Raw genomic sequence first — 20,737 nt, forward strand, 5'->3', positions numbered from 1 at the left:
GCAGGTCGCGCCGCTGAGGCGGCGCGCGCCCGCGCCGTGCGCGGGCCTTGATGAAGTAGAGAAAGTCTTATCCCGCAGGGATGAACTGCTTGCCGTCGTGGCTCCGCACGTGAGGGCCGTTGCCGTCCAAGGCGTCAAGGAGGCGGATCGCGTAGACCTCGGCCATGCGCTCGCTGACTTCGTCGGGTGTGAGCCAGGAGACGGCTGTCGACTCGCTTGATGTGCGCTCGGTGCCGCCGGAGGGCTTGCAGCGGAAGACCAGGGCGACGATGCCTCGGGTCGTGTTCTTGTATACGCCGGTGAGCTGGTCCACCTCGACGTGGATGCCTGTCTCTTCCCAGACCTCGCGGGCAACGCCGGCCTCGGGTGTCTCGCTGAGTTCGAGGATGCCGCCGGGGAGCTCCCAGGTGCCGTTGTCGGCTCGGCGGATCGCCAGGAGGCGGCCGTCCTCGCGCACCACTACTCCGGCTACGGACACGGAGTGCAGGGGAGGGGGTGTCGCTTCCTGTGGTTGACTCATGTAGAGGAGCATAGGAGGCAGGGAAGGACTATGGGAACTGCGGCGGGAGGGGCCAGTTCCGGGCCTCGATATGTGCAGATCGCTGATGACCTCGTGCAGCAGATCCGGGCGGGGGTTCTCAAGGCCGGCGACATGGTGCCGAGCGAATCCGAGCTGGTGGACCGCTACGGCGTCTCCGGCGGGACGATCCGTAAGGCCATGGTCGAGGTGCGGGCGAGTGGGCTCGTCGAGACCCGGCACGGCAAGGGCTCGATCGTGAAGAACCGGCCCCCCGTACGGCACCGCTCCTCCGATCGCTTCCGGCGCTCGCTCCGGCAGGGTGGCCAGGCTGCGTACCTCGCGGAGTCCGCACAGTCCGGCGCCACCGCGAAGGTCAGCGTCCTCTACATCGGCCCCATGGACGCGCCCGAGGATGCCGCTGAGCGGCTGGGCGTTCCCGCCGGTACACAGGTGTTGGCCCGTCGGCGCCTCTACTTCCGTAACGGCACTCCGGTGGAAACCGCCTCGTCGTACCTGCCCTGGGACGTGGTGAAGGAGATCCCCGAGCTGTTCGCCGAGAACCCCGGGGGCGGTGGCATCTACGCCCGGCTCGAAGACCACGGGCATGAGTTCGCAGAGTTCGTCGAGACGCTGCAAGCGCGCCCGGCCTCGAAGTCGGAGGCGTCGGAACTGGCGCTCAGCCCTGGTGCGCCCGTGGTTCACCTGATCCGGGAGGCCCGCACGACCGCGGGTCGCGTGGTCGAGGTGTGCGACACGCTCATGGCCGCTGACCAGTTCGTTTTCGAGTATCGGATCCCTGCTGGCGACTGACGTCCGCTCAACTTCCCGCAGCCCGTCGCGAGTTCTTCTTCGCGGCGGGTTGACTCATGTATAGGAGTGATGCACTCTTCTTCATGTCACTCATATACATGAGTGACGGAGTTCAGCATCTATAGAGGAGTGATCTGCTGTGCGTCAGATTCCCGTCGACACCTCCAGCGCTGTCGTGATGGTCGCCAAGACTCCGCAGGTGAAGGTGCGTGACCGCCGTACCGGTGAGATCGCCACCGACATGGAGACCGGTGCTCAGCTCTTGACCGTGGACGTGATGTTCGCGGCGAACGAGGAGGTGGAGATCCTGTCCGTCACCGTTCCGGAGCCCGGGATCAGCGGTGAGCTGTCCATGGGTACACCGGTCGCGCTCACCGGCCTGGTCGCCCGTCCGTGGGAGAACGACTTCAACGGCCAGCGGCGGCACGGCATCGCGTTCCGCGCGGTCGCGGTCACCTCGCTCGCCGACGTCGCCGCCGCAGGGTCGAAGGCGGCCTGATCATGACCGCCTTCACGGTCGCTCTGGTGCTGGTCGTCGCCGCTGCGGGTCTCCTGCGGTGGCGGCGCCCCGCCTGGTACTGGCTGGCCATCGGGGTCACTCTGGCCGCGCTGCGGGTCTTGGTCCGGTACCGCTCGGTCATGGACGCGTGCGGGTTGACCGTGCCGCCGGCGCGCTGGCGGTTAGCCCTGGCTCGAACCACCAACCGGCCGATACCCGAGCCCCGCCCACCGCGTATCCGGCGACTGCGGCCGACTCGCACCGGCCTGGTCCTGCGGCTCAAGCTCCGTCCCGGACAGGACGCTTTCGACATCGCCGCGGCCTCGGACCGGCTTCGGCACTCGTTCTCGATGTTCGGCGTTACCTCGCGTGAGGTGCGGTCCGGTGTCGTCGAGGTGCGGATGACCGGATACGACGTGCTCAAGTGGGTGCAGATGCCTGCTGAGACGGAGACCCGGCCGATGCGGGTACCGGTCGCCCTTCGGGAGGACGGGTCGGTGCACTACCGCGACTACCGCGCGATACCTCACGCCCTCACTCTCGGCGCTACGGAGTCCGGCAAGTCGGTCTACCAACGCAACCTGGTCGCCGGCCTCGCTCCCATGGACGTTGCCCTCGTCGGCATCGACTGCAAACAGGGAGTCGAACTCTTCCCGCTGGCCCGCCGGTTCTCAGCGCTGGCCGACAGCCCGGACACCGCTGCCGAACTCCTCGATGCACTCGTGGCGCGGATGGCGGACGTCTACCGCCTCATCCGTACCCAGCAGCGCATCACCGTCGATGTGCCGGACGCGGAGATCGCCGCCGACATCTGGGACCTCCCTGATGAGCTCCGCCCGACCCCGGTCGTCGTCCTGGTCGACGAGGTGGCCGAACTCGCCCTGTACGCAACGAAGGAGGAGGAGAGACGGCGGGACCGCATCATCACCGCCCTGGTCCGTCTCGCACAGCTCGGCCGCGCGTCCGGCATCTACCTCGAAATCTGCGGACAGCGCTTCGGCTCCGAACTCGGCAAGGGCATCACCATGCTCCGCGCCCAACTCACCGGCCGCACCGCCCACCGTCTCAACGACGAGACCTCCGCCAACATGGCCTTCGGTGACATCGCCCCGGACGCGGTCCTCGCCGCCATCCAGATTCCCGCCGAACTGAGAGGCCTCGCCATCGCGGGAGACGCGTCCGGCGGTTGGTACCGCATCCGCGCTCCGCACACCTCGCTCCGCCAGGCCGCGAACCTCTGCAACCGGTACGCGGACAGGACCCCGGACCTGCCAGAGCTGGCCCCTTTCCGGCCCACCACCGGCACCGCCACCGAGCTTGTGCCATCGGCGAAGGCCTCTCCGGCCACCGCCTGATCTCTCCCCCCACCCGGTAGGCGTGACCGTCTTCGCGCCGAGTCCCTACCACTGCCATGCCCAGAGAAGGGAGAACCGCCATGTGCCCCGACTGCGAGGACTTCGCCCGGACCGTGCTTCTGCTCGGGCAACTCGCTCTATACGCCGACATGGGCGGCGCCGACCTCGACTTCGTGGCCGTCGTCAGCCCGTCCCTCGCCGTGTCGCTGCCGGAGCCGCCGCCGGGCACGTTCCCGGACGACTCCGACCCTGCTGAGGACTCCTGATGGGCGCCCGGCACGGTCTCCGGATCGACGCGGTGTTGATCCAGGCGGTTATCGCCGGAGCCTTGTCCTTCGCCCACCTGCACGACCTCGCCGCCGCGGCCGGACAGGACGGCTGGAAGGCATGGGCCTACCCGGTCAGCGTCGACCTGCTCCTTGTCGCCGCCTGGCGTCGGCTGCGCAGTGAGGGCCCGTCTCGGTTGGCCTGGTGCTGGTTCCTGATCGCCCTGTTCGCCTCGCTCGGCGCCAACGTCGCCACCGCCGGGTTCCTCGACCTGGCCGACCCGCCGGCCCCGCTCCGGCTCGGCATCGCCGGATGGCCCGCACTCGCCTTCCTCGGCGGCACTCTCCTCGCCCACTCGTCGGGGAAGCCGGAGCCAGCTCCGCCAGCCGCCGTCACGGAGGCGAAGAACGTCGGGCCGACGCGTGTGCCTGACGCCGCCCCGATCCCATCCCAGGCCGATGAACCCCTCGCGACAAAGGCCCTGTCCTCGCCCCCGGCCTCGTCCCCGGATCCGCCCGTTCCCGCCGTGCTGATCGACCACGCCCGCAAGGTCGCCGACGAGTACCGCACCCGCACCGGATCACCGATCGACACCGACACCCTCCGCTCTCGCCTCGGCGTTCCGCCCCACCTCGCCGACGCCATCGCCGCCCGCCTCAGCTGACCGCAAAGGAGAACTGAGATGACCCACGATCCCGCCGACCTGACCGTGGACGACTACCTCGACGGAGCGCGTGAGATGGCCGCAGCCGGACGCCCCTTCCTCGCCCACCTGCTCGCCGAGGAAGCCGCACGGCGCATCGACGACCCGGCCACCGCCCGCAGCATCCGCGCCCAGTACACCGACCCGACGACCGACAGGGGCTGACCGGCATGCCCGCCCGCGACAGCTTCCACTCCGTGATGCGTATCGGCCCCGTGCAGATCGGCACCCACCGCGACCGCACCGGCCGCACCGCCCACGCCGCCGTCTGCACTGCCGACCGCTGCGGCTGGTCCGCCGACTACTCCAGCCGGACCGCCGCCCAACTCGCCGCCCGTACCCACCGCTGCACCGTCCGTTAGGAGACAGCGTCCATGGACGTCCCCCTCTGGATCGCCCTGCTGGTCGTCGGCTACCTCGGCATCAAGCTCTTCCGTCCGCCGGTGTGGCTGATCTGCGTGCTCCTCGTCGGCGGCTACCTCCTCGCCGACAGCCTCTTCGCCTCCGTCATCGACACCGCCGTCAAGTAACCCGCGCCCGGGAGAGGAGAACCACCCATGTTCCAGCCCAAGATCCCGACCATGCCGCAGACCTCGGGCCTGGTCACCCCGCCCGCCGTCATCCAGCCGACCACCATCACGCCGGGCACGCCTGCCCCGGCACCCGCCGCCGCCCCTGCGCCGGCCCGTCGGGTCGTACAGCTCACCCCCGGCACCGCGGTCGCGCTCGTCGGTGCCGGTACTGCCGTCGTCCTGGTCGTCGGCACCGTCCTGGTCTCGCTGCTCCTGGCGGTCGCTGTCACCAGCGCATCGGTCGCCGTCTGCGCGGTCGTCCTGCGCTCCCTGATCGCGTCCGACGCCAAACGCCGCTGACCGGCCCCCGGGCGGCCTCGATACCGCCAAGCATCCGCCGCCCGGGAGCCGTGCCCACCGATCGATCTCGCAACCGGAAGGAACCCCCAGCATGGCCCACCGGCCCTCACCCTCGAAACAGAAGCGGTCCATGCACGCCCCACAGCTCGACCCGACCGTCCTCGGGGACGTCCTGCGGGTGGCCTCGGCCTCCGACTACTCCCGCTGGGAGGACCAGATCCGCCGCACCGGCGGCTGTGCCGACCCCGTCCATCTGAGCGGCTGGGTAACCCACAAGGACAAGACCACCGGCGAGACCCTGCACCGCTACTCGACCGCGTACGAGCCGGGCGGGCGCCTCCGTATCGCCTGTGGCAACCGCCGCGCCTCCCGCTGCCCTTCCTGCGCCTGGACCTACGCGGGCGACACCTACCACCTGATCCGCGCCGGCCTCGCCGGAGACGACCGCCGAGACATCACCACCGCCGTCCGCGACCACCCGCGCGTCTTCGCCACCCTCACCGCACCCTCGTTCGGCCCTGTCCACAACCGCCCCGACCGGGGCACCTGCCGGTGCGGCACCGCCCACGCCTCGGACTCCGGCGACTTGGGCTCCGCCCTTGATCCGGAGACCTACGACTACGCGGGCGCCGTGCTCTTCAACAACCACGCCGGGGAGCTCTGGCAGCGTTTCACCACCCGACTCCGCCGCGAACTCGCCATCCACGCAGGAATCCCACGCCGTGAGCTGGGCGACCATCTCCGCGTCTCCTTCGGCAAGGTCGCCGAATTCCAGAAGCGCGGAGCCCTCCACTTCCACGCCGTCGTACGTCTCGACGGCCCGGAGGGACCTTGTACTCCGCCGCCCTCTTGGGCCACGGTCGGTCTCCTCACTGACACGATCCGCGCCGCAGCCGCGCACTCGTACACGTCGGTCTCCGTCCCGGCTGCCGGTGAACAGTCGTCTCGGACCTTTCGATGGGGCCGACAGCTCGACGTCCGCCCGGTCAAGGCCTTCGGCGACGGGTCAGATGTCACCGAACAGGCAGTTGCCTCGTACGTGGCCAAGTACGCCACCAAAGCCGCCGAGAACACCGGCACCCTGGACCGCCGTATCGGTGAACTCGCCGAACTCGACCGCCACCGCGTTCCCGATCACACCCGTCGGCTCATCACCGCATGCCGTGAGCTCGACAGCCTCTATCCGGACCGGCGCCTCTGGGCCTGGGCCCACATGCTCGGCTTCCGCGGCCACTTCTCGTCCAAGTCCCGCACCTACTCGACGACCCTCGGTGCCCTCCGCCAGGAACGCGCCGACTACCGCGCCGCCCAGGAAGCGCCCGCCCTCGGCCTCGCCGACCGTGAACCGGACACCGTCCTCGTCCTGACCGACTGGCAGTACGCCGGACACGGGCACACCCCCGGCGAAGGGGCCCTTGCCGCCACCATCGCCCGTGACCTCCAGACCAACCGCGAGACCGCCCGCGAGGCACTGAACGCTCGCACCGCCGACGAAGGGGAGTGGTGACCGTGGACCGACTGCTCACCGTGGGTCAGGTCGCCGAACGCCTCGGCACCGGTCTCCGCTTCCCACGTCGGCTCATCGAGGAACGCCGCATCGCGTTCGTCAAGGTCGGCCGACACGTCCGCATCCGGGAAAGTGCCGTGGACGAGTACGTCAGTGCCCACACGGTGGCACCGATCGTCCTGCGGCCCACCTCGCCGTACCGGCGGGCCGCCTGATGGCCGGCAAGCGCAAGTCCCGCCGCGCCTTCGGCCGGATTCGTAAGCTGCCGTCCGGCCGCTTCCAGGCTCGATACCCGGGGCCCGACGGCGTGCTGCGCGCCGCTGATCGAACGTTCGCCACCACGACGGACGCCGATCGCTGGCTGGGACGGAAGCGCATCGAGATGGAAGAGGGCCGCTGGCTCGACCCCGCCGAGGGACAGGCGACCGTCCGCGACTGGCCGGCGCGCTGGCTCGCCGCTGTCTCCCCGCAGCTGAAGCACAAGACGCAGGCGTCGTACCGATCCCTGGTCAACTCACTGATCGTTCCGGCTCTCGGTGATCGTGAGCTGTCCAGCCTCCGGCCGATCACCGTCGTCGAGTGGGTCGGCTCGATGAAGACCAGGGGTCTCAGCGCGTCGCGGATCAGGCAGGCGTACCGGGTGCTCTCGCAGATCATGCGGGCGGCCGTCGACAACGAGCTGATCGGGCAGACGCCTTGCAGGGGAGTGAAATTACCTCGGATGCCGCAGACCGAGCCGCACATCCTCACCCCGCTGGAAGCCTCGCGGATCGTCCGGAGCGCGACCAAGCCGCATGACCTGCTGATCTCCTTGCTGGCCTACGCGGGTCTGCGGGTCGGCGAGGCGTTCGCGTTGCGGCGGGGAGACATCGATGTACCCGGCGGCCTGGTCGTCGTTGACGAGAACTTGGCGGAAGCGAACGGTGCCCTCGTCTTCGACACTCCCAAGTCCCATCAGAAACGAGTCCTGCGGATCGGCCCCTCGCTTGCGACGCGCATCGGCCGGCACTTGGAGACGCTGCCGGGCGGAGAGGACGCCCTCCTCTTCGTCACGCCCGGTGGCAAGCCCCTGCGCTACAACCAGTGGCGCAAGGCGTACTTCGATCCCGCCGTCTCGGCTGCTGGCCTGACCGATGTCACCCCACATGATCTGCGTGCCTCGCACGGCACATGGGTCGCCGACCGGTACGGCGTCATGACCGCTGCTCATCGGCTCGGCCACTCGAACGCGAGCGTCACTACCCGGCACTACGCCCGGCCTGTCGTCGGCCGTGACGAACAGGTTGCCGAAGCGGCGGACTCCTGGCTCAGTGGCAACGAAGACAATGACGACGGCTCAGCTGCGGTGCCTGCTCAGACGTGATCTAGAGTCAGTCTTCAAACAGATCTCGCCCAGAGCAGGAATGTCGCCAGACTGACCGCTGCCTCGTAGGAGGTGGCGGTCTGGTCGTATCTGGTCGCGATACCGCGCGGAGCCTTTAGCCGGTTGAAGCAGCGCTCAGCGACGTTGCGTCGGCGGTAGACCTGCCGGTCGAATGCCGGTGGCCGGCCGCCGTCCGTTGTCGGTCTATGAGAGTTGACCGGCACCCACCCCTTCACCACCCACCCGACCACGAGTTGATCTTCCTGTTGTGCGGTACTCAGCCCTCGGTGGGGTAGGCGAGGAGCTCACCGTCCACCAGGGCCAGGCCCTGGTACTCGTTTACCAATACTGGAGCGACGTCGAGCCCGGCGGGCCTGTCCTTGCCGGTCCGGGCATCAAGGGCCACCGCGGTGGTCGACGAGGCGCGAGCGTAGATCCTGCCGTGCCAGGATGCTGTGACCTTGGGGGCGAAACGGCCGTCAGCCTGGCCGTCCTCCAGCCGCCAGAGTTCCTTGCCGCTGGTGGAGTCCAGGGCGATGAGAAGGCTCTGAGACGTGCAGACGAGTGTCTTGGCCTGGTCGAACGGGCAGCTCAAACCGTCCAGGCCCTTGGGCACGTCCGCCTGTACCTTGCCGGTCCCAGGCTTCAGAAGCCGGTCGAAGCGTGTGCCCTCGTCGCCGGCGTAGCCCTGCACCCGGACGAGGGACGGGCCGGCAGATTCGACGGTGGTGTCACCGATGTACTTCTCTGTCCGCCACTTCTCCTTGCCGGTGGCCGGGTCGAGACCGACCAGCTGGTCGGGGCCGAATCCGCCGAGAATGTCGACGCCTACCGCGGCCTCCGCGGTGACGGCCCGCGTCCGAACGTTCTGTGCTGTCCACCGCACCTGGTGGGTAGCGATATCGATACCGGCCGTCACCGCGTTGTAGCCAGTGTTCACGGTCACGATGACGTTGCCGCCCGCGAAGCCGACCACCTGAGCCTCGGGCGTAGAACTGTCCCCCTCTGCCCATGCTCGCGGGATTTTAAGCGATGTGCTCCACGCGGCCTTTCCTGTCTCGGGCGTGGTGGCGACGACCTCAAGCTCCATCGAGGGCGACTGCGTTCCAACGCCGGGCTGTCTGGTGACGAACGTCGTCACGACCAGGGAGCCATCGGCCGACACGAGCGGCGCGGTCGCATCATCGTCTTCGCCCAAGGCCTCCGCGCGCGGGCGCGCCACCGCCACCACCTTCCCGGTGGTCAGGTCCACGGTCTGCATTCGGTCGGCGGAGGCCACATACGCCGACGTACGGTGCAGGGCCACCGCGAGGTCACGCACATCGCCCAGCAGATTGGTCCGGCCCGCCGTCGCCTCCGGCGGCAGGACCACCGCTCCCCGAGCCGTGAACGACTCTGGCGGATCGTGCGGAACGCGCTCCGGCTTCCCCTTTTCTGCGGGCCCTTTCGAGGAGGAAGCCGACGGCGCCCCGTCTGCCGGACCGCTGTCCGCCGGTGAACCGCAGGCCGAAAGGCCAATGGCGAGAAGTGCAACAAGACAGAACCGCCGCGCGCGCATGAACTCCCTTTCCACCCGCAGCGAGGCAACGCTGCCGCTGATGATCAAACCGCAGCATGCCACGACCCGCACACGGTCGGATGCGGGTGCTCGGACACTGGCCGAAAGCCGACGAACGAGCCGCGTGCCTCGATAGCCGTGGCTGGGGTGTTCGCTGTCGGGGAGGTACGCCGAGCACGACAAGAGATCCGATCGGGTGCTGGGGCACGTAGCGGGCACGACGCCGAGGCCGACGGCCGGAGCTGGGAGCGCACAAGCCTCTGAGCTGCGAAGGAGAACAAAACCTGCCCGACGAGCGAAAGGTCTTGAAAACCGTCGTGGCAGCGATGTCACCGTGGGTTCAAATCCCACACCCACCGCGGGCGAGAGGCCCCTGACCAGTGCGTATGGTCGGGGGCCGTCGCCATGCCCGGTCTCAGCCGGGCCGCGTTGTACCCCCTGGTTATCGCTCTATCGGGCGCGGAAGGGGCACGTGGGGGCATGGCTGGGGGGCCTTCTGAGGCTGCCGAGAGCCGGCCCGACAGTGGCCTACGGGATCTCGTCACCCGGCCTTGGCCGGGTCGATGCCGTACAGGGTTGCGGCGGCCACCGCCCGGTCCGCGGCGCAGGTCTCCTGCTCGTCGGCGGGCGCGAGCCACAGGGGTATCAGGCGGGACGCGGAGGACGCGGCGTCCATGCGCAGGTAGTGGCAGCCGTCGTTGATGCGCAGCGCGAGGGCGTAGACGCCGTTGCCGGCGGATTTGCCCGCGACCACACGTACGGTGTCGCCGGCGGAGACCAGCCGCTTGTCCTTCAGCAAGTCCACGGCGCCTGCCGGGGTATGCGGGTGTCCCGCGGTCGGTGTCTGCCGGTACATGTTCGTCCCGGTGGGCTGCCGCGCGAGCAGTGCGCCCATCTGTGCCACGAGGCTGCCGGGCTGGTTGTCGGTGCGTGCGGTGGGGCAGTCCATCGTGGACTGACGCACGCTGTGAGCGCCGAAGGCGAAGGTATAGCGGTAGCAGCGAACCGGATACGCAGGTGCGTCCACGGTGTTCTTGCCGGGCGGCAGCAGGCCCAGCATCACTTGTGCTGTGTGGACGTTGCCGCCGGACTTCTCCCGCTCCGTGCCTGCGCTCAGCAGTACTCCGCCGTGTGCTTCGGCGTGGGAGACGAGCGTGCCCTCGGTGAACTGTCCTCCGTAGGTGCTGCCCGGCGACCAGAAGCCCACGTTCAGGTCGTGGCGCAGGTTCTCGGCGAGCTCGGCGGCCTGGGCGTCGACGGCTGAGGTGTCCGGAGCGGAAAGCCGTTGCTGGAGCAGGGTGCCCGCCACTCCCGCGGCGCCGGCGACGAGCGCTGTGACCGTCAGGAGCAGGATCTGCCGCCCGATGCCGCGTCTCCCGGTCTGCCCGGGAGGAGTGGCCGACCGGTCCTGCTGTGCGTCCACAGCGTGCGTCGTCATGTCATGTCCCCCGTCGACGGGAGGCCTCGATCGAATGCCTCGCCGTCGACGTATATTGCCAGCCGCGCCGTGCCCCTGCTGTGCCGTGCTCCGGCCGGGGCACGGCACAGGCACCGGGAATGCCCGGATTCAACTCCGGGGTTCGCAGCGGGTCGTGGTGAGGCGGGACGCCGAGGCGATGGTCGCGCGGGCCTCGTGTTCGGGCAGGCCGGTGCGGACGGCGGCCTCGGTGAGGGCGCTCGCCAGGCTGTCGCCGAAGCCGTGTTCGTAGGCGCGGCAGGCGGCCCAGAAGAGCCGGGTGTTGCGCTGGCCCTCGGCTGCCGCGAGGACGAACCGGATCAGTCCCCGGCCCCGGTCGTCGGGGTGGCTGGGCCGGCGATGCGTGGCGGCCGGGGGCGTCAGCAGCTGGAGGAGGGCGTCGGGGCAGGGGGCCGGCGGGAGGCTGCCGGTGCCCGGCACGAGCCGGTAGGCGCCGTGGGTGGTGGACGAGCCGGGGCCGACCAGGTAGCCGCCCGTGCCGCGGATGTCGATGCCGGGGGCGAGGCGCCCTGCGGAGTTCGGCACGGCCACTCCCGGCGGTCCGGACAGCCAGATGTGGCGGCCGCCGCTGGGGGTGAGCACCGTGACGGTCGGCGGGATGGTGAACAGGTGCTGCAGCGCCAGCTGTTGCAGCCCGGCCTCGGAGTCGTTGCGGCCGGTGGTGTCGATGTCGAGGTCGATGCCGATGAGGTGGTGCGGGGCGCGGCCGCACGCGATGCCGTAGCCGCTGGCCCAGGGGGCGGCGGCGAAGAGACCGCGTACGGCGGCGGGGTCGGTGGTGGCGTCGTGGACGCCGTGTCCGGGCAGGCCGCAGGCGCCCCGGCAGTGGCTCGGCCGCTCCTCGTCGCGGTGTGGGGAGCGCAGGGCTGGAAGCTTGGTGGCGGACAAGGGGATGACGGGGAGCCTGTGTTCGGCCGCGGACAGTGCGTGGGCCAGGGCCAGGGTGAAGGTTCGGCGGTCGTGGATGGCCATGCTTCTATGTTCGTACTAACGTTCGAATAAAGGAAGAGGCAGAGGGGCTGGCAGGTGGGGTGCGAGGTGTGGTGGCGGAACGCTTCTTCCCCTGCGGGGCAAGGGCTGTCGCTGCGTGCGGGGCTGACCTGGGAGTTTGTATCGGCTGGGGGTTTATCAGCTCTTCCTCACGCTTGCGAGGGAATCGAAAAGCGTGGGCGGTTCGCCGGGATGGCGGTGGGCAACCTTGATCTCGCGACGTCGTGACCATCACCCGGGCGGTCGGCCAGCCGGCCCGGGGCCGGCCTTACTTTCGGTTCCTGGAGGAATAGACATGGCAAGCATCCGTACCGCTCGTGCCCTCGCTGTTGTTGCCGCTCTGCCCCTCGCCGCCGCGTTCTTCGGCGGTGTGGCCCAGGCCGACAACGGCTCGTTCGCGAACGACGGATCGAATGCGGGTGTGGCCGCGATCAGTGGCAGTGGCGTGGGCGGGGCCAACCTGGGCAATTCGTCCACCTCGCAGCAGCAGGCCATCGGCGACGGGGCGTCGAACCACAGCAACTCCGCTCAGGTGAACGGTTCGGCGTTCACTGCCATCGACCAGTCCAGTCACACCCTCGCGGTGAACTTCACCAATCTCTGGTGATCCGGTACCTGCCGCGTGCCGGGCGGGGGGCCGGGTCGCGGTCGGGGGGAACGGAGGCCCGCGTGACGTCACTTCGGTGGCGGCGCGCGGGCCGTTCGTCGTTCTGCCGCGATGGGCCGAGGGGTGAGCCGAGGGTTGAACCGACGGGTGGACCGGGGGATGAACCGAAGGGCGAACCGGGGGATGAGCCGAGGGGTGGGTCGGCGGCAGGTTGTGGGGTGAGGTCGGGGCGTGGGATCGCAGGGCGAACCGGGGGATGGAAGGGGTGAAAGGGGGAGGGGCGGCGACGGCCCGCTGTCGGGTGCCTTGACAGGTGAACGGAATCTGACGGACAGTCAGAAACCCTGATCCGCAGGCCCTTTCCGGGAGGCAGCCGCCGTGCATCTGGCCCCTACGGACCGCCAGCTACAGCTGCGCGCCGAACTCCGCACGTACTTCCGCGATGTGATGCCGGAGTCCGGCGAACGGACCGGCCCTGTGAACGGGAAACCGGCCGATCAACGGCGGCTGCTGCGCCGTATCGGTGCGGACGGAATGCTGGGGCTCGGCTGGCCCGTCGAGTACGGCGGCCAGGGGCGCGGCGCGGACGAGCAGTTCGTGTTCTTCGACGAGGCCTACCGGGCGGGCGCGCCGGTTTCGATGGTCACCCTCAATACGGTGGGCCCCACCCTGATGAAGTACGGGACCGAGGCGCAGAAGGAGTACTTTCTGCCGCGGATCCTGGCCGGGGAGATCGTCTTCGCCATCGGCTACAGCGAACCGGAGGCCGGTACCGACCTGGCGGCGCTGCGGACCAGGGCGGTACGGCAGGGTGACTCGTGGGTCATCGACGGTCAGAAGATCTTCACCAGCAACGCGCAGAACGCGGACTGGATCTGGCTCGCCTGCCGTACGGATCCGGAGGCGCCCAAGCACCGGGGCATCTCGATCATCCTGGTGCCGACGGACGCGCCCGGCTTCTCCTGGACGCCCATCGAGACCGTCGGCGGGCTGACCACGACCGCCACGTACTACGACGGCGTCCAGGTGCCCGCCACCGGGCTGGTCGGCGCGGAGAACGGCGGCTGGGGGCTGATCACCAACCAGCTGAACCATGAGCGGGTCGCGCTGGCCGCGATCGGGATGCAGGCCGAGGACTTCTACGATGCGGCGCTCAGCTTCGCCCGTACGCCCGATCCGGTGACTGGGCGGCGTCCGGTTGACGAACCGTGGATTCGGTCCAGGCTGGCCGAGGCCTATGCCCGGTTGGCGGCAACGCGCCTGCTCAACTGGCGTTTGGTGGGGGATGTCGGGGCGGGTGTGCTGGCGCCCGGTGACGCGAGCGGCGTGAAATTCGTGGGAACCGAAAGCGCCGTGGAGGTGTATCGAATGTGCCAGGAAATCACGGGGCACGCCGGAATGATCCGGGGCGGTTCGCCCGGCTCCTTCGGGGACGGGGAGCTGGAGCGGATGAACAGGGCGGCACAGATCAACACCTTCGGGGGCGGGGTGAGCGAGGTGCAGCGGGAGATCGTCGCGACGATGCGGCTCGGTATGAAGAGGGGGAAGCGGTGATGGAGGTGCAGGACGGGCAGGGCGGGCAGCACGGGCAGGACGGGCAGGACATGCCGCACGTGCGGGATGTGCCGCACGTGGGGGACGGGGGCGACGAACTGTACGAGCGGCTCAGGGCGTACGAGGGGCGGGCGGCCGCCATCGCCGGAAGCGGCAAGGATCCGGTCAACGAGCCCATGATCAGGCACTGGTGCGAGGCCATGGGGGATACGAACGCCGCGTACACCGGCCCCGATGCTGTGGCCCCTCCGACCATGCTGCAGGCGTGGACGATGGGCGGGCTGTCGGGGCACACGGACCGGGGCGAGGCCTACGACGAGCTCTTCGGTCGGCTCGACGCGGCGGGGTATGTCTCGGTGGTCGCGACCGACTGCGAGCAGGAGTATCTGCGGCCGCTGCGGCCCGGTGACCGGATCACCTTCGACGCGGTGATCGAGGCGGTGTCGGAGCGGAAGACGACGAAGCTGGGGACGGGCTACTTCATCACTACGCGTATGGACGTCCGCGCGCAGGACGAGCCGGCGGGGACGCACCGCTTCCGAATTCTCAAGTACCGCCCCGCGGTGAAAGGAAAGGCGGCCGGCCCGGCGGCAACGGACAAGAGCCCGACGGCAACGGACAAGGGGACGGCGCGGTCCGGGGAACGGCGGCCCGGCCGGAGCCTGCGGCCGAGGCCGGTGATCAACAGGGACAACGCCGGATTCTGGCAGGGCATCTCCGCGCACCAGCTGCTGATCCAGCGCTGCGGGGCATGCGAAACCCTGCGCTTCCCCTGGCTGCCCGGCTGCAATGCCTGCGGGTCTTCCGAGTGGGAGACGGTCGAGGCGTCGGGCGAGGGCACTGTCTTCTCGTACGTGGTGATGCATCACCCACCGTTCCCCGCGTTCAGTACCTCCGGGGAGGCCGGGCCGTACGCCGTGGCGCTGGTGGAGCTCGCGGAGGGGATCCGGATGATCAGCAACGTGGTCGGGGTGCCCTACGACAAGGTGCGGGTGGGTATGCCGGTCCGGCTCGAATTCCTGCGTACGGACGCCGAATTGGAACTGCCGGTCTTCCGGGGGAGTGAGGGCTGACATGGATTTCACACCCACTGAGGAGCAGGCCGCCGCGCAGGGGCTCGCCGCCCGGATCTTCGGCGATCTGTCGACGCACGAGCGTCTGGTCGTGGCGGGCAGCGGTACGGACGCCGAGCTGTGGAAGGAGCTCTGCGCGGCGGGACTGCCGGGGGCGGTCGAGGAGATCGGACTCCTCGGGCTGGTTCTCCTCCTGGAGGAACAGGGCCGCACGACAGCGCAGGTGCCCTTGGCGTCGAGTTGTGTGTACGGGCTCCTCGCCGTCGCCGGACACGGTACGGACGAACAGCGCGAGCGCCTGCTGCCACGGTTCCGGGACGGCGCGGCGGTGGCGGCGGGGGCCTTTCCGGCAGCCGGGGGCGTACGGGCAGGGTCCGAGGGGGGATTGAGCGGCACGGTGCCGTTGGTGCCGTGGCTGCGGGAGGCCAGCCACGTCCTGGTCGCGGCCGCGGACCGGTCGCTGTGGGTCGTCAGGACCGCGGACCCCGGGGTGCTGACCGAGCCCGTGGAGACCACGGCCCCGTGGTCGGCGGGACGGCTCGTGCTCGACGGGGCGCCCGGCGAACGGCTGGGCGGGGCAGGGGCGTACGAGGAGGTTCTGGCGACGGCCCGGACGGCGTTCGCGGGACTGCAGGCGGGGGTGTGCGCGGGGGCGGTGGCGCGCGCTGTCGAACACACCGGCACGCGTGAGCAGTTCGGGCGACCGCTCTCGACCAATCAGGGCGTGCTGCTGCGAGCCGCCGACGCCCATATGGACACCGAGGCGATACGTGTCACGGCGTACGAGGCCGCCTGGCTGCACGACCGTTCGCTGCCCTGTGCTGCGCAGGCGCTGACCGCCGCGTGGTGGGCGTCGGAGGCGGGAAAGCGGGTCGTGCACGCGGTCCAGCACCTGCACGGAGGCACGGGCGCCGACCTCGACCACCCCGTGCACCGGCACTTTCTCTGGGGGCGCCAGCTCGACGCCTATCTCGGCTGCGGCAGCGAAGTGCTTCAGGAACTCGGCGAACTGCTCGTGGAGGAGGGATCGCGATGAACGTCGGAGAAGAGCTGGCACCGCTGGAGATCGCGGTGACTCGCACCCTGATCGTGGCGGGCGCCGTCGCCTCCCGCGACTACCAGGACGTGCACCATGACGCGGAGCTGGCCCGGGAGAAGGGGTCCCCGGACATCTTCATGAACATCCTGACGACCAACGGCCTGGTCGGACGGTACGTCACTGACCACTTCGGGCCCGCGGCAGTGCTCAGAAAGGTGGCCATCAGGCTGGGCGCTCCGAACTATCCCGGCGACACGATGGTGCTGAGCGGCAAGGTGACCGCACTCGGCAGCGACGGGACGGCCGAGGTGTCGATAGTCGGTGCCAACGGGCTGGGCAGGCATGTCACCGGCACGGTGACCATCAGCGTTCCGGGGGAGTCCGCATGAGCGTGCGCAGGGCCGATTCACTCGGCGGACGGGCGGCCGTGGCCGGGATCGGGGCGACCGAGTTCTCCAAGGACTCGGGCCGCAGCGAATTGAAGCTGGCCGTCGAGGCGGTGCGGGCGGCGCTCGACGACGCGGGGCTGAGCCCTGCGGACGTCGACGGGATGGTCACCTTCACCATGGACACCAGCCCCGAGATCACCGTCGCCCAGGCGGCCGGTATCGGCGAGCTGTCGTTCTTCTCCCGTATCCACTACGGCGGCGGGGCGGCCTGTGCCACGGTCCAGCAGGCGGCGCTCGCCGTCGCCTGCGGGGTGGCCGACGTGGTCGTCTGCTACCGGGCGTTCAACGAAAGGTCGGGGCGGCGCTTCGGCTCCGGGGTGCAGCAGCGGGAGCCCACCGCCGAGGGTGCGGCGCTCGGCTGGAACCTGCCCTTCGGGCTGCTCACCCCCGCCTCCTGGGTGGCCATGGCGGCTCAGCGGTATCTGCATACGTACGGGCTGACGCCGGAGGCCTTCGGCCACGTCGCGGTCACCGACCGGCGCCATGCCGCGCGCAACCCGGCGGCGTACTTCTACGAGAAGCCGATCACCCTTGCCGAGCATGCCGCGTCCCGCTGGATCGTGGAGCCACTGCGACTGCTCGACTGCTGCCAGGAGACCGACGGCGGGCAGGCGATCGTCGTCACCAGCGCGGAACGGGCCAGGGACCTGCGGCAGCCGCCCGCGGTGATCGTCGCCGCCGCCCAGGGTGCCGGGCGGGCGCAGGAGCAGATGACCAGCTTCTACCGTGACGGGCTGACCGGGCTGCCGGAGATGGATGTCGTCGCCCGCCAGCTCTGGCGGAACTCCGGCCTCTCCCCCGCCGATATCGATGTGGCGATCCTGTACGACCACTTCACCCCGTTCGTGCTGATGCAGCTGGAGGAGTTCGGTTTCTGCGGACCGGGCGAGGCCGCCGACTTCGTGGCGGCGGACGCGCTGCCCCTGAACACCCACGGCGGCCAGCTGGGGGAGGCGTACCTGCACGGTATGAACGGCATCGCGGAGGCGGTCCGACAGATCCGTGGCAGCTCGGTGAACCAGATATCCGGCGCGGCCCGGTCCCTGGTCACGGCCGGAACGGGGGTGCCCACCTCGGGCCTGATCCTGGGCCGGGGGGAGTGAGCGGCGCGGCCGGCCGGCTCGGCGGGGTCCGGGGCGCGGTCTCCGGGGCGACCCTGAGTCCCGCTGTGCGGCCCCTCCACCTACAGGAGGTCGAGGGAGGACCGGCCCTACACCCTGAGGCGGACCCGGTTTCGGGACCTGGGGGCGATCCCCCGAGCAGCGCCCGCTCCTAGCGTGGAGGCATGACCACGCCAGTCTGCACGGACACCTCCAGGGGAGCCGCTGCCAACGCCGGACGCACGCCGCACCACCCGCATGCGCCGCTCGCCGGACACCCGCCGCACGTATCGACGAACGTATCGCCGCACGTATCGACGAACGTTTCGCCGCACGTATCGACGAACGTTTCGCCGCACGTATCGACGAACGTTTCGCCGCACGTATCGACGAACGTGTCGCCGCATGTGGCGCCGCTCGTGTCGACACAGGTGTCGCCGCACGTAGCGCCGCTCGTATCGGCGGCCCCGCGTGCGTCGCGCGGGTCCGTCGCTCCGTACGCGGTGCCGCGTACGCCGGCTGGCGCGCGCACACCGTACGGCGCGGGCGCTCCGTACGTCCCGTACGCATCGTTCACGTCGTTCGTGAAGGCCCGCGGGCCTGTGCTGTTGCGCGCTGCCCGCTCACTCACCGCGAACCCCAGCGATGCCGAGGACCTGCTGCAGACGGCCCTCACCAAGACGTATGTCGCCTGGGAGCGGATCGAGGACCACCGGGCTCTCGACGGCTATGTCCGCAGGGCCCTGCTGAATACCAGGACCTCGCAGTGGCGCAAGCGCAAGGTCGATGAGTTCGCGTGCGACGAGGTGCCCGAGCAGGAGACGGCTCCGGGGCCCGACCCCGCGGAGCAGCAGTCCCTGCACGATGCCATGTGGAGGGCGGTGCTGAAACTCCCCGACCGGCAGCGGGCGATGGTCGTCCTGCGCTACTACGAGGATCTCAGCGAGGCGCAGACGGCCGAGGTGCTGGGAGTCTCCATCGGCACGGTGAAGAGCGCCGTGTCCCGGGCGCTCGGCAAGCTGCGCCAGGACCCGGAGCTGACACCGGTCAGGTGAGGTGCCGGCACCGGCGCCGGCCGAGGAGAACGCCGGCAAGGACGCACCGACAAGGACGCGCAGGGAAAGGAAACGCCGAGGAAGGCGCGGTCATTGCATATGGATGGTGTGATTTTGTCGCACCACACCGATCCGTACGCCCCGGAGTAGTGACATACCGATTGGTATGTGCGCAGAATCAGCGGAACCTTACTGCCGCGTAGCGCCCACCGGGAGGACGCAGTGCTCAGCACCATGCAGGACGTACCGCTGACTGTCACCCGCATCCTGCACCACGGGATGACCATCCACGGGAAGTCACAGGTAACGACCTGGACCGGAGAGCCCGAGCCGCAGCGGCGCAGTTTCGCCGAGATCGGCCGGCGGGCCACCCAGCTCGCCCACGCACTGCGTGACGAGCTCGGTATCGACGGGGACCAGCGCGTCGCCACGCTGATGTGGAACAACGCCGAACACGTGGAGGCGTACCTCGCCATCCCGTCCATGGGCGCCGTGCTCCACACCCTCAACCTACGGCTCCCCGCCGAACAGCTGGTCTGGATCGTCCAGCACGCCGACGACAAGGTCCTCATCGTCAACGGCTCGGTGCTGCCTCTCCTCGCGCCGCTGCTGCCCCGGCTGACGTCGCTGGAGCACGTGGTCGTGACGGGGCCGGGTGACCGCTCCGTGCTGGACGGTGCCGTGCCCCGGGTGCACGAGTACGAGGAGCTGATCGCCGGTCGGCCCACCAGCTACGACTGGCCCGAGCTGGACGAACGCCAGGCCGCCGCCATGTGCTACACCTCCGGCACCACCGGGGAGCCGAAGGGCGTCGTCTACTCCCACCGTTCGGTCTACCTGCACTCCATGCAGGTCAACATGTCCGAGTCGATGGGCCTCACCGACCGGGACACCACCCTGGTGGTCGTCCCCCAGTTCCATGTGAACGCCTGGGGCCTGCCGCACGCGACGTTCATGTCCGGCGTCAACATGCTGATGCCGGACCGCTTCCTGCAGCCCGCCCCGCTCGCCGACATGATCGAGCGCGAGAGGCCGACCCACGCCGCCGCCGTCCCCACCATCTGGCAGGGGCTGCTGGCCGAGGTCACCGCCCACCCGCGCGACCTCACCTCCATGGCGCGCGTCACCATCGGCGGCGCCGCCTGCCCGCCCTCCCTCATGGAGGCGTACGACAAGCTCGGCGTCCGGCTCTGCCACGCCTGGGGCATGACGGAGACCTCGCCGCTCGGCACCATGGCCAACCCGCCCGGTGGGCTGACCGAGGAGCAGGAGTGGCCGTACCGCATCACGCAGGGCCGGTTCCCGGCCGGTGTCGAGGCCCGGCTGGTCGGGCCCGGCGGCGAGCACCTGCCGTGGGACGGAGAGTCGGCCGGTGAGCTGGAGGTGCGGGGCGCCTGGATCGCCGGTGCGTACTACGGCGGTGCGGACGGCGAGGCGCTGCGGCCCGAGGACAAGTTCAGCCAGGACGGCTGGCTGAAGACCGGCGACGTCGGCGTGATCAGCGACGACGGCTTCCTCACGCTCACCGACCGCGCCAAGGACGTGATCAAGTCCGGCGGCGAATGGATCTCCAGTGTCGAGCTGGAGAACGCCCTGATGGGGCACCCGGATGTGGCGGAGGCGGCCGTCGTGGCCGTCCCGGACGACAAGTGGGGCGAGCGCCCGCTGGCCACCGTCGTCCTCAAGGAGGGCGCGAGCGCCGACTACCGGGCGCTGAAGGCGTTCCTCGCGGAGCAGGGCATCGCCAAGTGGCAGCTGCCCGAGCGCTGGTCGGTCATCGCGTCCGTACCGAAGACGAGCGTCGGGAAGTTCGACAAGAAGGTGATCCGCAAGCAGTACGCGGAAGGCGAGCTGGACATCACGCAGCTCTGAACCACGCGCCGTGGAGACGACGAGGGCGGTACGGGATCACTCCCGTACCGCCCTCGCAGTGTCCGTA

The 20,737-nt window shown here is 69.7% G+C and carries 24 protein-coding genes and 1 pseudogene; 20 read left to right on the forward strand and 5 right to left on the reverse strand.

Going from position 1 to position 20,737, the window contains the following annotated elements:
* Positions 1–67: 67 nt before the first annotated feature.
* Positions 68–532, reverse strand: coding sequence for an NUDIX hydrolase (locus tag OG892_RS20515; RefSeq protein ID WP_371629910.1), 465 nt, complete (start codon positions 530–532; stop codon positions 68–70).
* Between the two features lie 18 nt (positions 533–550).
* Here OG892_RS20515 and OG892_RS20520 point away from each other — a divergent pair, with 18 nt between their 5' ends.
* The 12 genes from OG892_RS20520 to OG892_RS20575 all read left to right on the forward strand — a co-directional run bounded on the left by OG892_RS20520 (position 551) and on the right by OG892_RS20575 (position 7,896).
* Positions 551–1,330 (forward strand): GntR family transcriptional regulator, encoded by a 780-nt coding sequence (locus OG892_RS20520; protein ID WP_111380950.1) that lies wholly within the window; start codon positions 551–553, stop codon positions 1,328–1,330.
* A 139-nt stretch (positions 1,331–1,469) separates the two neighbouring features.
* Positions 1,470–1,829 carry a hypothetical protein gene (locus OG892_RS20525; RefSeq protein WP_371629911.1) on the forward strand — a complete coding sequence of 120 codons (360 nt, stop codon included), beginning with the start codon at positions 1,470–1,472 and terminating at the stop codon, positions 1,827–1,829.
* 2 nt (positions 1,830–1,831) lie between these two features.
* The gene (locus OG892_RS20530) at positions 1,832–3,184 is read left to right on the forward strand and encodes an FtsK/SpoIIIE domain-containing protein (protein ID WP_371629912.1); all 1,353 of its coding nucleotides are present in this window, start codon (positions 1,832–1,834) and stop codon (positions 3,182–3,184) included.
* Between the two features lie 80 nt (positions 3,185–3,264).
* A complete protein-coding gene (locus OG892_RS20535) occupies positions 3,265–3,450 on the forward strand; it encodes a hypothetical protein (RefSeq protein WP_371629913.1) in 186 nt (61 codons plus the stop codon).
* Positions 3,450–4,115: a DUF2637 domain-containing protein gene (locus OG892_RS20540; RefSeq protein WP_371629914.1), complete on the forward strand. Its 666-nt coding sequence runs from the start codon at positions 3,450–3,452 to the stop codon at positions 4,113–4,115. The genes OG892_RS20535 and OG892_RS20540 overlap by 1 nt, the downstream gene beginning before the upstream one ends.
* 18 nt (positions 4,116–4,133) lie before the next feature.
* Positions 4,134–4,319 carry a hypothetical protein gene (locus OG892_RS20545; RefSeq protein ID WP_371629915.1) on the forward strand — a complete coding sequence of 62 codons (186 nt, stop codon included), beginning with the start codon at positions 4,134–4,136 and terminating at the stop codon, positions 4,317–4,319.
* Between the two features lie 5 nt (positions 4,320–4,324).
* A complete protein-coding gene (locus OG892_RS20550; RefSeq protein WP_003967784.1) occupies positions 4,325–4,516 on the forward strand; it encodes a mobile element transfer protein in 192 nt (63 codons plus the stop codon).
* A 12-nt stretch (positions 4,517–4,528) separates the two neighbouring features.
* Positions 4,529–4,684 carry a hypothetical protein gene (locus OG892_RS20555; protein ID WP_126931168.1) on the forward strand — a complete coding sequence of 52 codons (156 nt, stop codon included), beginning with the start codon at positions 4,529–4,531 and terminating at the stop codon, positions 4,682–4,684.
* 27 nt (positions 4,685–4,711) lie between these two features.
* Positions 4,712–5,026: a SpdD-like protein gene (locus tag OG892_RS20560; RefSeq protein WP_371629916.1), complete on the forward strand. Its 315-nt coding sequence runs from the start codon at positions 4,712–4,714 to the stop codon at positions 5,024–5,026.
* 91 nt (positions 5,027–5,117) lie between these two features.
* Positions 5,118–6,533: a replication initiator protein RepSA gene (gene repSA, locus OG892_RS20565; RefSeq protein ID WP_371629917.1), complete on the forward strand. Its 1,416-nt coding sequence runs from the start codon at positions 5,118–5,120 to the stop codon at positions 6,531–6,533.
* Complete coding sequence (locus OG892_RS20570; RefSeq protein ID WP_371629918.1) at positions 6,527–6,748, forward strand: helix-turn-helix domain-containing protein; 222 nt, start codon at positions 6,527–6,529, stop codon at positions 6,746–6,748. Before repSA ends, OG892_RS20570 begins: the two co-directional genes overlap by 7 nt.
* Entirely contained in the window at positions 6,748–7,896 is a 1,149-nt protein-coding gene (locus tag OG892_RS20575) for a tyrosine-type recombinase/integrase (RefSeq protein ID WP_371629919.1), read from the forward strand. The genes OG892_RS20570 and OG892_RS20575 overlap by 1 nt, the downstream gene beginning before the upstream one ends.
* A 14-nt stretch (positions 7,897–7,910) precedes the next feature.
* Here OG892_RS20575 and OG892_RS20580 read toward each other — a convergent pair.
* The 4 genes and pseudogenes from OG892_RS20580 to OG892_RS20595 form a co-directional block, all read right to left on the reverse strand.
* A pseudogene (locus tag OG892_RS20580) lies at positions 7,911–8,087 on the reverse strand (IS5/IS1182 family transposase); the annotation flags it as partial.
* Positions 8,088–8,173: 86 nt separating this feature from the next.
* On the reverse strand, positions 8,174–9,502 hold the full coding sequence (locus tag OG892_RS20585) for a PQQ-binding-like beta-propeller repeat protein (RefSeq protein WP_371629920.1): 1,329 nt from the start codon (positions 9,500–9,502) through the stop codon (positions 8,174–8,176).
* A 493-nt stretch (positions 9,503–9,995) separates the two neighbouring features.
* On the reverse strand, positions 9,996–10,892 hold the full coding sequence (locus tag OG892_RS20590) for a hypothetical protein (protein ID WP_143195083.1): 897 nt from the start codon (positions 10,890–10,892) through the stop codon (positions 9,996–9,998).
* Between the two features lie 129 nt (positions 10,893–11,021).
* Entirely contained in the window at positions 11,022–11,903 is an 882-nt protein-coding gene (locus OG892_RS20595; protein ID WP_371629921.1) for a bifunctional DNA primase/polymerase, read from the reverse strand.
* Between the two features lie 313 nt (positions 11,904–12,216).
* On the opposite strand from OG892_RS20595, the gene OG892_RS20600 reads away from it, so the two are divergent.
* From OG892_RS20600 to OG892_RS20635, 8 genes are all read left to right on the forward strand, one after another.
* Positions 12,217–12,528, forward strand: a complete 312-nt coding sequence (locus OG892_RS20600; RefSeq protein WP_073736377.1) for a hypothetical protein — start codon at positions 12,217–12,219, stop codon at positions 12,526–12,528.
* 378 nt (positions 12,529–12,906) lie between these two features.
* Positions 12,907–14,082, forward strand: a complete 1,176-nt coding sequence (locus OG892_RS20605) for an acyl-CoA dehydrogenase family protein (protein WP_328866231.1) — start codon at positions 12,907–12,909, stop codon at positions 14,080–14,082.
* Between the two features lie 50 nt (positions 14,083–14,132).
* Positions 14,133–15,155: a bifunctional MaoC family dehydratase N-terminal/OB-fold nucleic acid binding domain-containing protein gene (locus OG892_RS20610; protein ID WP_371631663.1), complete on the forward strand. Its 1,023-nt coding sequence runs from the start codon at positions 14,133–14,135 to the stop codon at positions 15,153–15,155.
* 1 nt (position 15,156) lies between these two features.
* On the forward strand, positions 15,157–16,191 hold the full coding sequence (locus OG892_RS20615) for an acyl-CoA dehydrogenase family protein (protein WP_073736379.1): 1,035 nt from the start codon (positions 15,157–15,159) through the stop codon (positions 16,189–16,191).
* Positions 16,188–16,583: a MaoC family dehydratase gene (locus OG892_RS20620; protein WP_073736380.1), complete on the forward strand. Its 396-nt coding sequence runs from the start codon at positions 16,188–16,190 to the stop codon at positions 16,581–16,583. Before OG892_RS20615 ends, OG892_RS20620 begins: the two co-directional genes overlap by 4 nt.
* Complete coding sequence (locus tag OG892_RS20625) at positions 16,580–17,746, forward strand: lipid-transfer protein (RefSeq protein WP_327338019.1); 1,167 nt, start codon at positions 16,580–16,582, stop codon at positions 17,744–17,746. The genes OG892_RS20620 and OG892_RS20625 overlap by 4 nt, the downstream gene beginning before the upstream one ends.
* A gap of 500 nt (positions 17,747–18,246) precedes the next feature.
* Positions 18,247–18,798 carry a SigE family RNA polymerase sigma factor gene (locus tag OG892_RS20630; RefSeq protein ID WP_327340651.1) on the forward strand — a complete coding sequence of 184 codons (552 nt, stop codon included), beginning with the start codon at positions 18,247–18,249 and terminating at the stop codon, positions 18,796–18,798.
* 222 nt (positions 18,799–19,020) lie between these two features.
* On the forward strand, positions 19,021–20,670 hold the full coding sequence (locus OG892_RS20635) for a long-chain fatty acid--CoA ligase (protein ID WP_371629922.1): 1,650 nt from the start codon (positions 19,021–19,023) through the stop codon (positions 20,668–20,670).
* The last annotated feature ends 67 nt before the right edge of the window (positions 20,671–20,737 follow it).

It is taken from the genome of Streptomyces sp. NBC_00341 (assembly GCF_041435055.1).
GTDB lineage: Bacteria > Actinomycetota > Actinomycetes > Streptomycetales > Streptomycetaceae > Streptomyces.

Excerpts from the sequence above, each read along its gene's own strand:
- OG892_RS20610 (WP_371631663.1), top strand. The coding sequence starts at position 14,133 with ATGCCGCACGTGCGGGATGTGCCGCACGTGGGGGACGGGGGCGACGAA.
- OG892_RS20560 (WP_371629916.1), top strand. The coding sequence starts at position 4,712 with ATGTTCCAGCCCAAGATCCCGACCATGCCGCAGACCTCGGGCCTGGTC.
- OG892_RS20535 (WP_371629913.1), top strand. The coding sequence starts at position 3,265 with ATGTGCCCCGACTGCGAGGACTTCGCCCGGACCGTGCTTCTGCTCGGG.
- OG892_RS20620 (WP_073736380.1), top strand. The coding sequence starts at position 16,188 with ATGAACGTCGGAGAAGAGCTGGCACCGCTGGAGATCGCGGTGACTCGC.
- OG892_RS20540 (WP_371629914.1), top strand. The coding sequence starts at position 3,450 with ATGGGCGCCCGGCACGGTCTCCGGATCGACGCGGTGTTGATCCAGGCG.
- OG892_RS20530 (WP_371629912.1), top strand. The coding sequence starts at position 1,832 with ATGACCGCCTTCACGGTCGCTCTGGTGCTGGTCGTCGCCGCTGCGGGT.
- OG892_RS20575 (WP_371629919.1), top strand. The coding sequence starts at position 6,748 with ATGGCCGGCAAGCGCAAGTCCCGCCGCGCCTTCGGCCGGATTCGTAAG.
- OG892_RS20545 (WP_371629915.1), top strand. The coding sequence starts at position 4,134 with ATGACCCACGATCCCGCCGACCTGACCGTGGACGACTACCTCGACGGA.
- OG892_RS20555 (WP_126931168.1), top strand. The coding sequence starts at position 4,529 with ATGGACGTCCCCCTCTGGATCGCCCTGCTGGTCGTCGGCTACCTCGGC.
- OG892_RS20615 (WP_073736379.1), top strand. The coding sequence starts at position 15,157 with ATGGATTTCACACCCACTGAGGAGCAGGCCGCCGCGCAGGGGCTCGCC.
- OG892_RS20595 (WP_371629921.1), bottom strand. The coding sequence starts at position 11,903 with ATGGCCATCCACGACCGCCGAACCTTCACCCTGGCCCTGGCCCACGCA.
- OG892_RS20515 (WP_371629910.1), bottom strand. The coding sequence starts at position 532 with ATGCTCCTCTACATGAGTCAACCACAGGAAGCGACACCCCCTCCCCTG.
- OG892_RS20590 (WP_143195083.1), bottom strand. The coding sequence starts at position 10,892 with ATGACGACGCACGCTGTGGACGCACAGCAGGACCGGTCGGCCACTCCT.
- repSA (WP_371629917.1), top strand. The coding sequence starts at position 5,118 with ATGGCCCACCGGCCCTCACCCTCGAAACAGAAGCGGTCCATGCACGCC.
- OG892_RS20600 (WP_073736377.1), top strand. The coding sequence starts at position 12,217 with ATGGCAAGCATCCGTACCGCTCGTGCCCTCGCTGTTGTTGCCGCTCTG.
- OG892_RS20520 (WP_111380950.1), top strand. The coding sequence starts at position 551 with ATGGGAACTGCGGCGGGAGGGGCCAGTTCCGGGCCTCGATATGTGCAG.
- OG892_RS20550 (WP_003967784.1), top strand. The coding sequence starts at position 4,325 with ATGCCCGCCCGCGACAGCTTCCACTCCGTGATGCGTATCGGCCCCGTG.
- OG892_RS20625 (WP_327338019.1), top strand. The coding sequence starts at position 16,580 with ATGAGCGTGCGCAGGGCCGATTCACTCGGCGGACGGGCGGCCGTGGCC.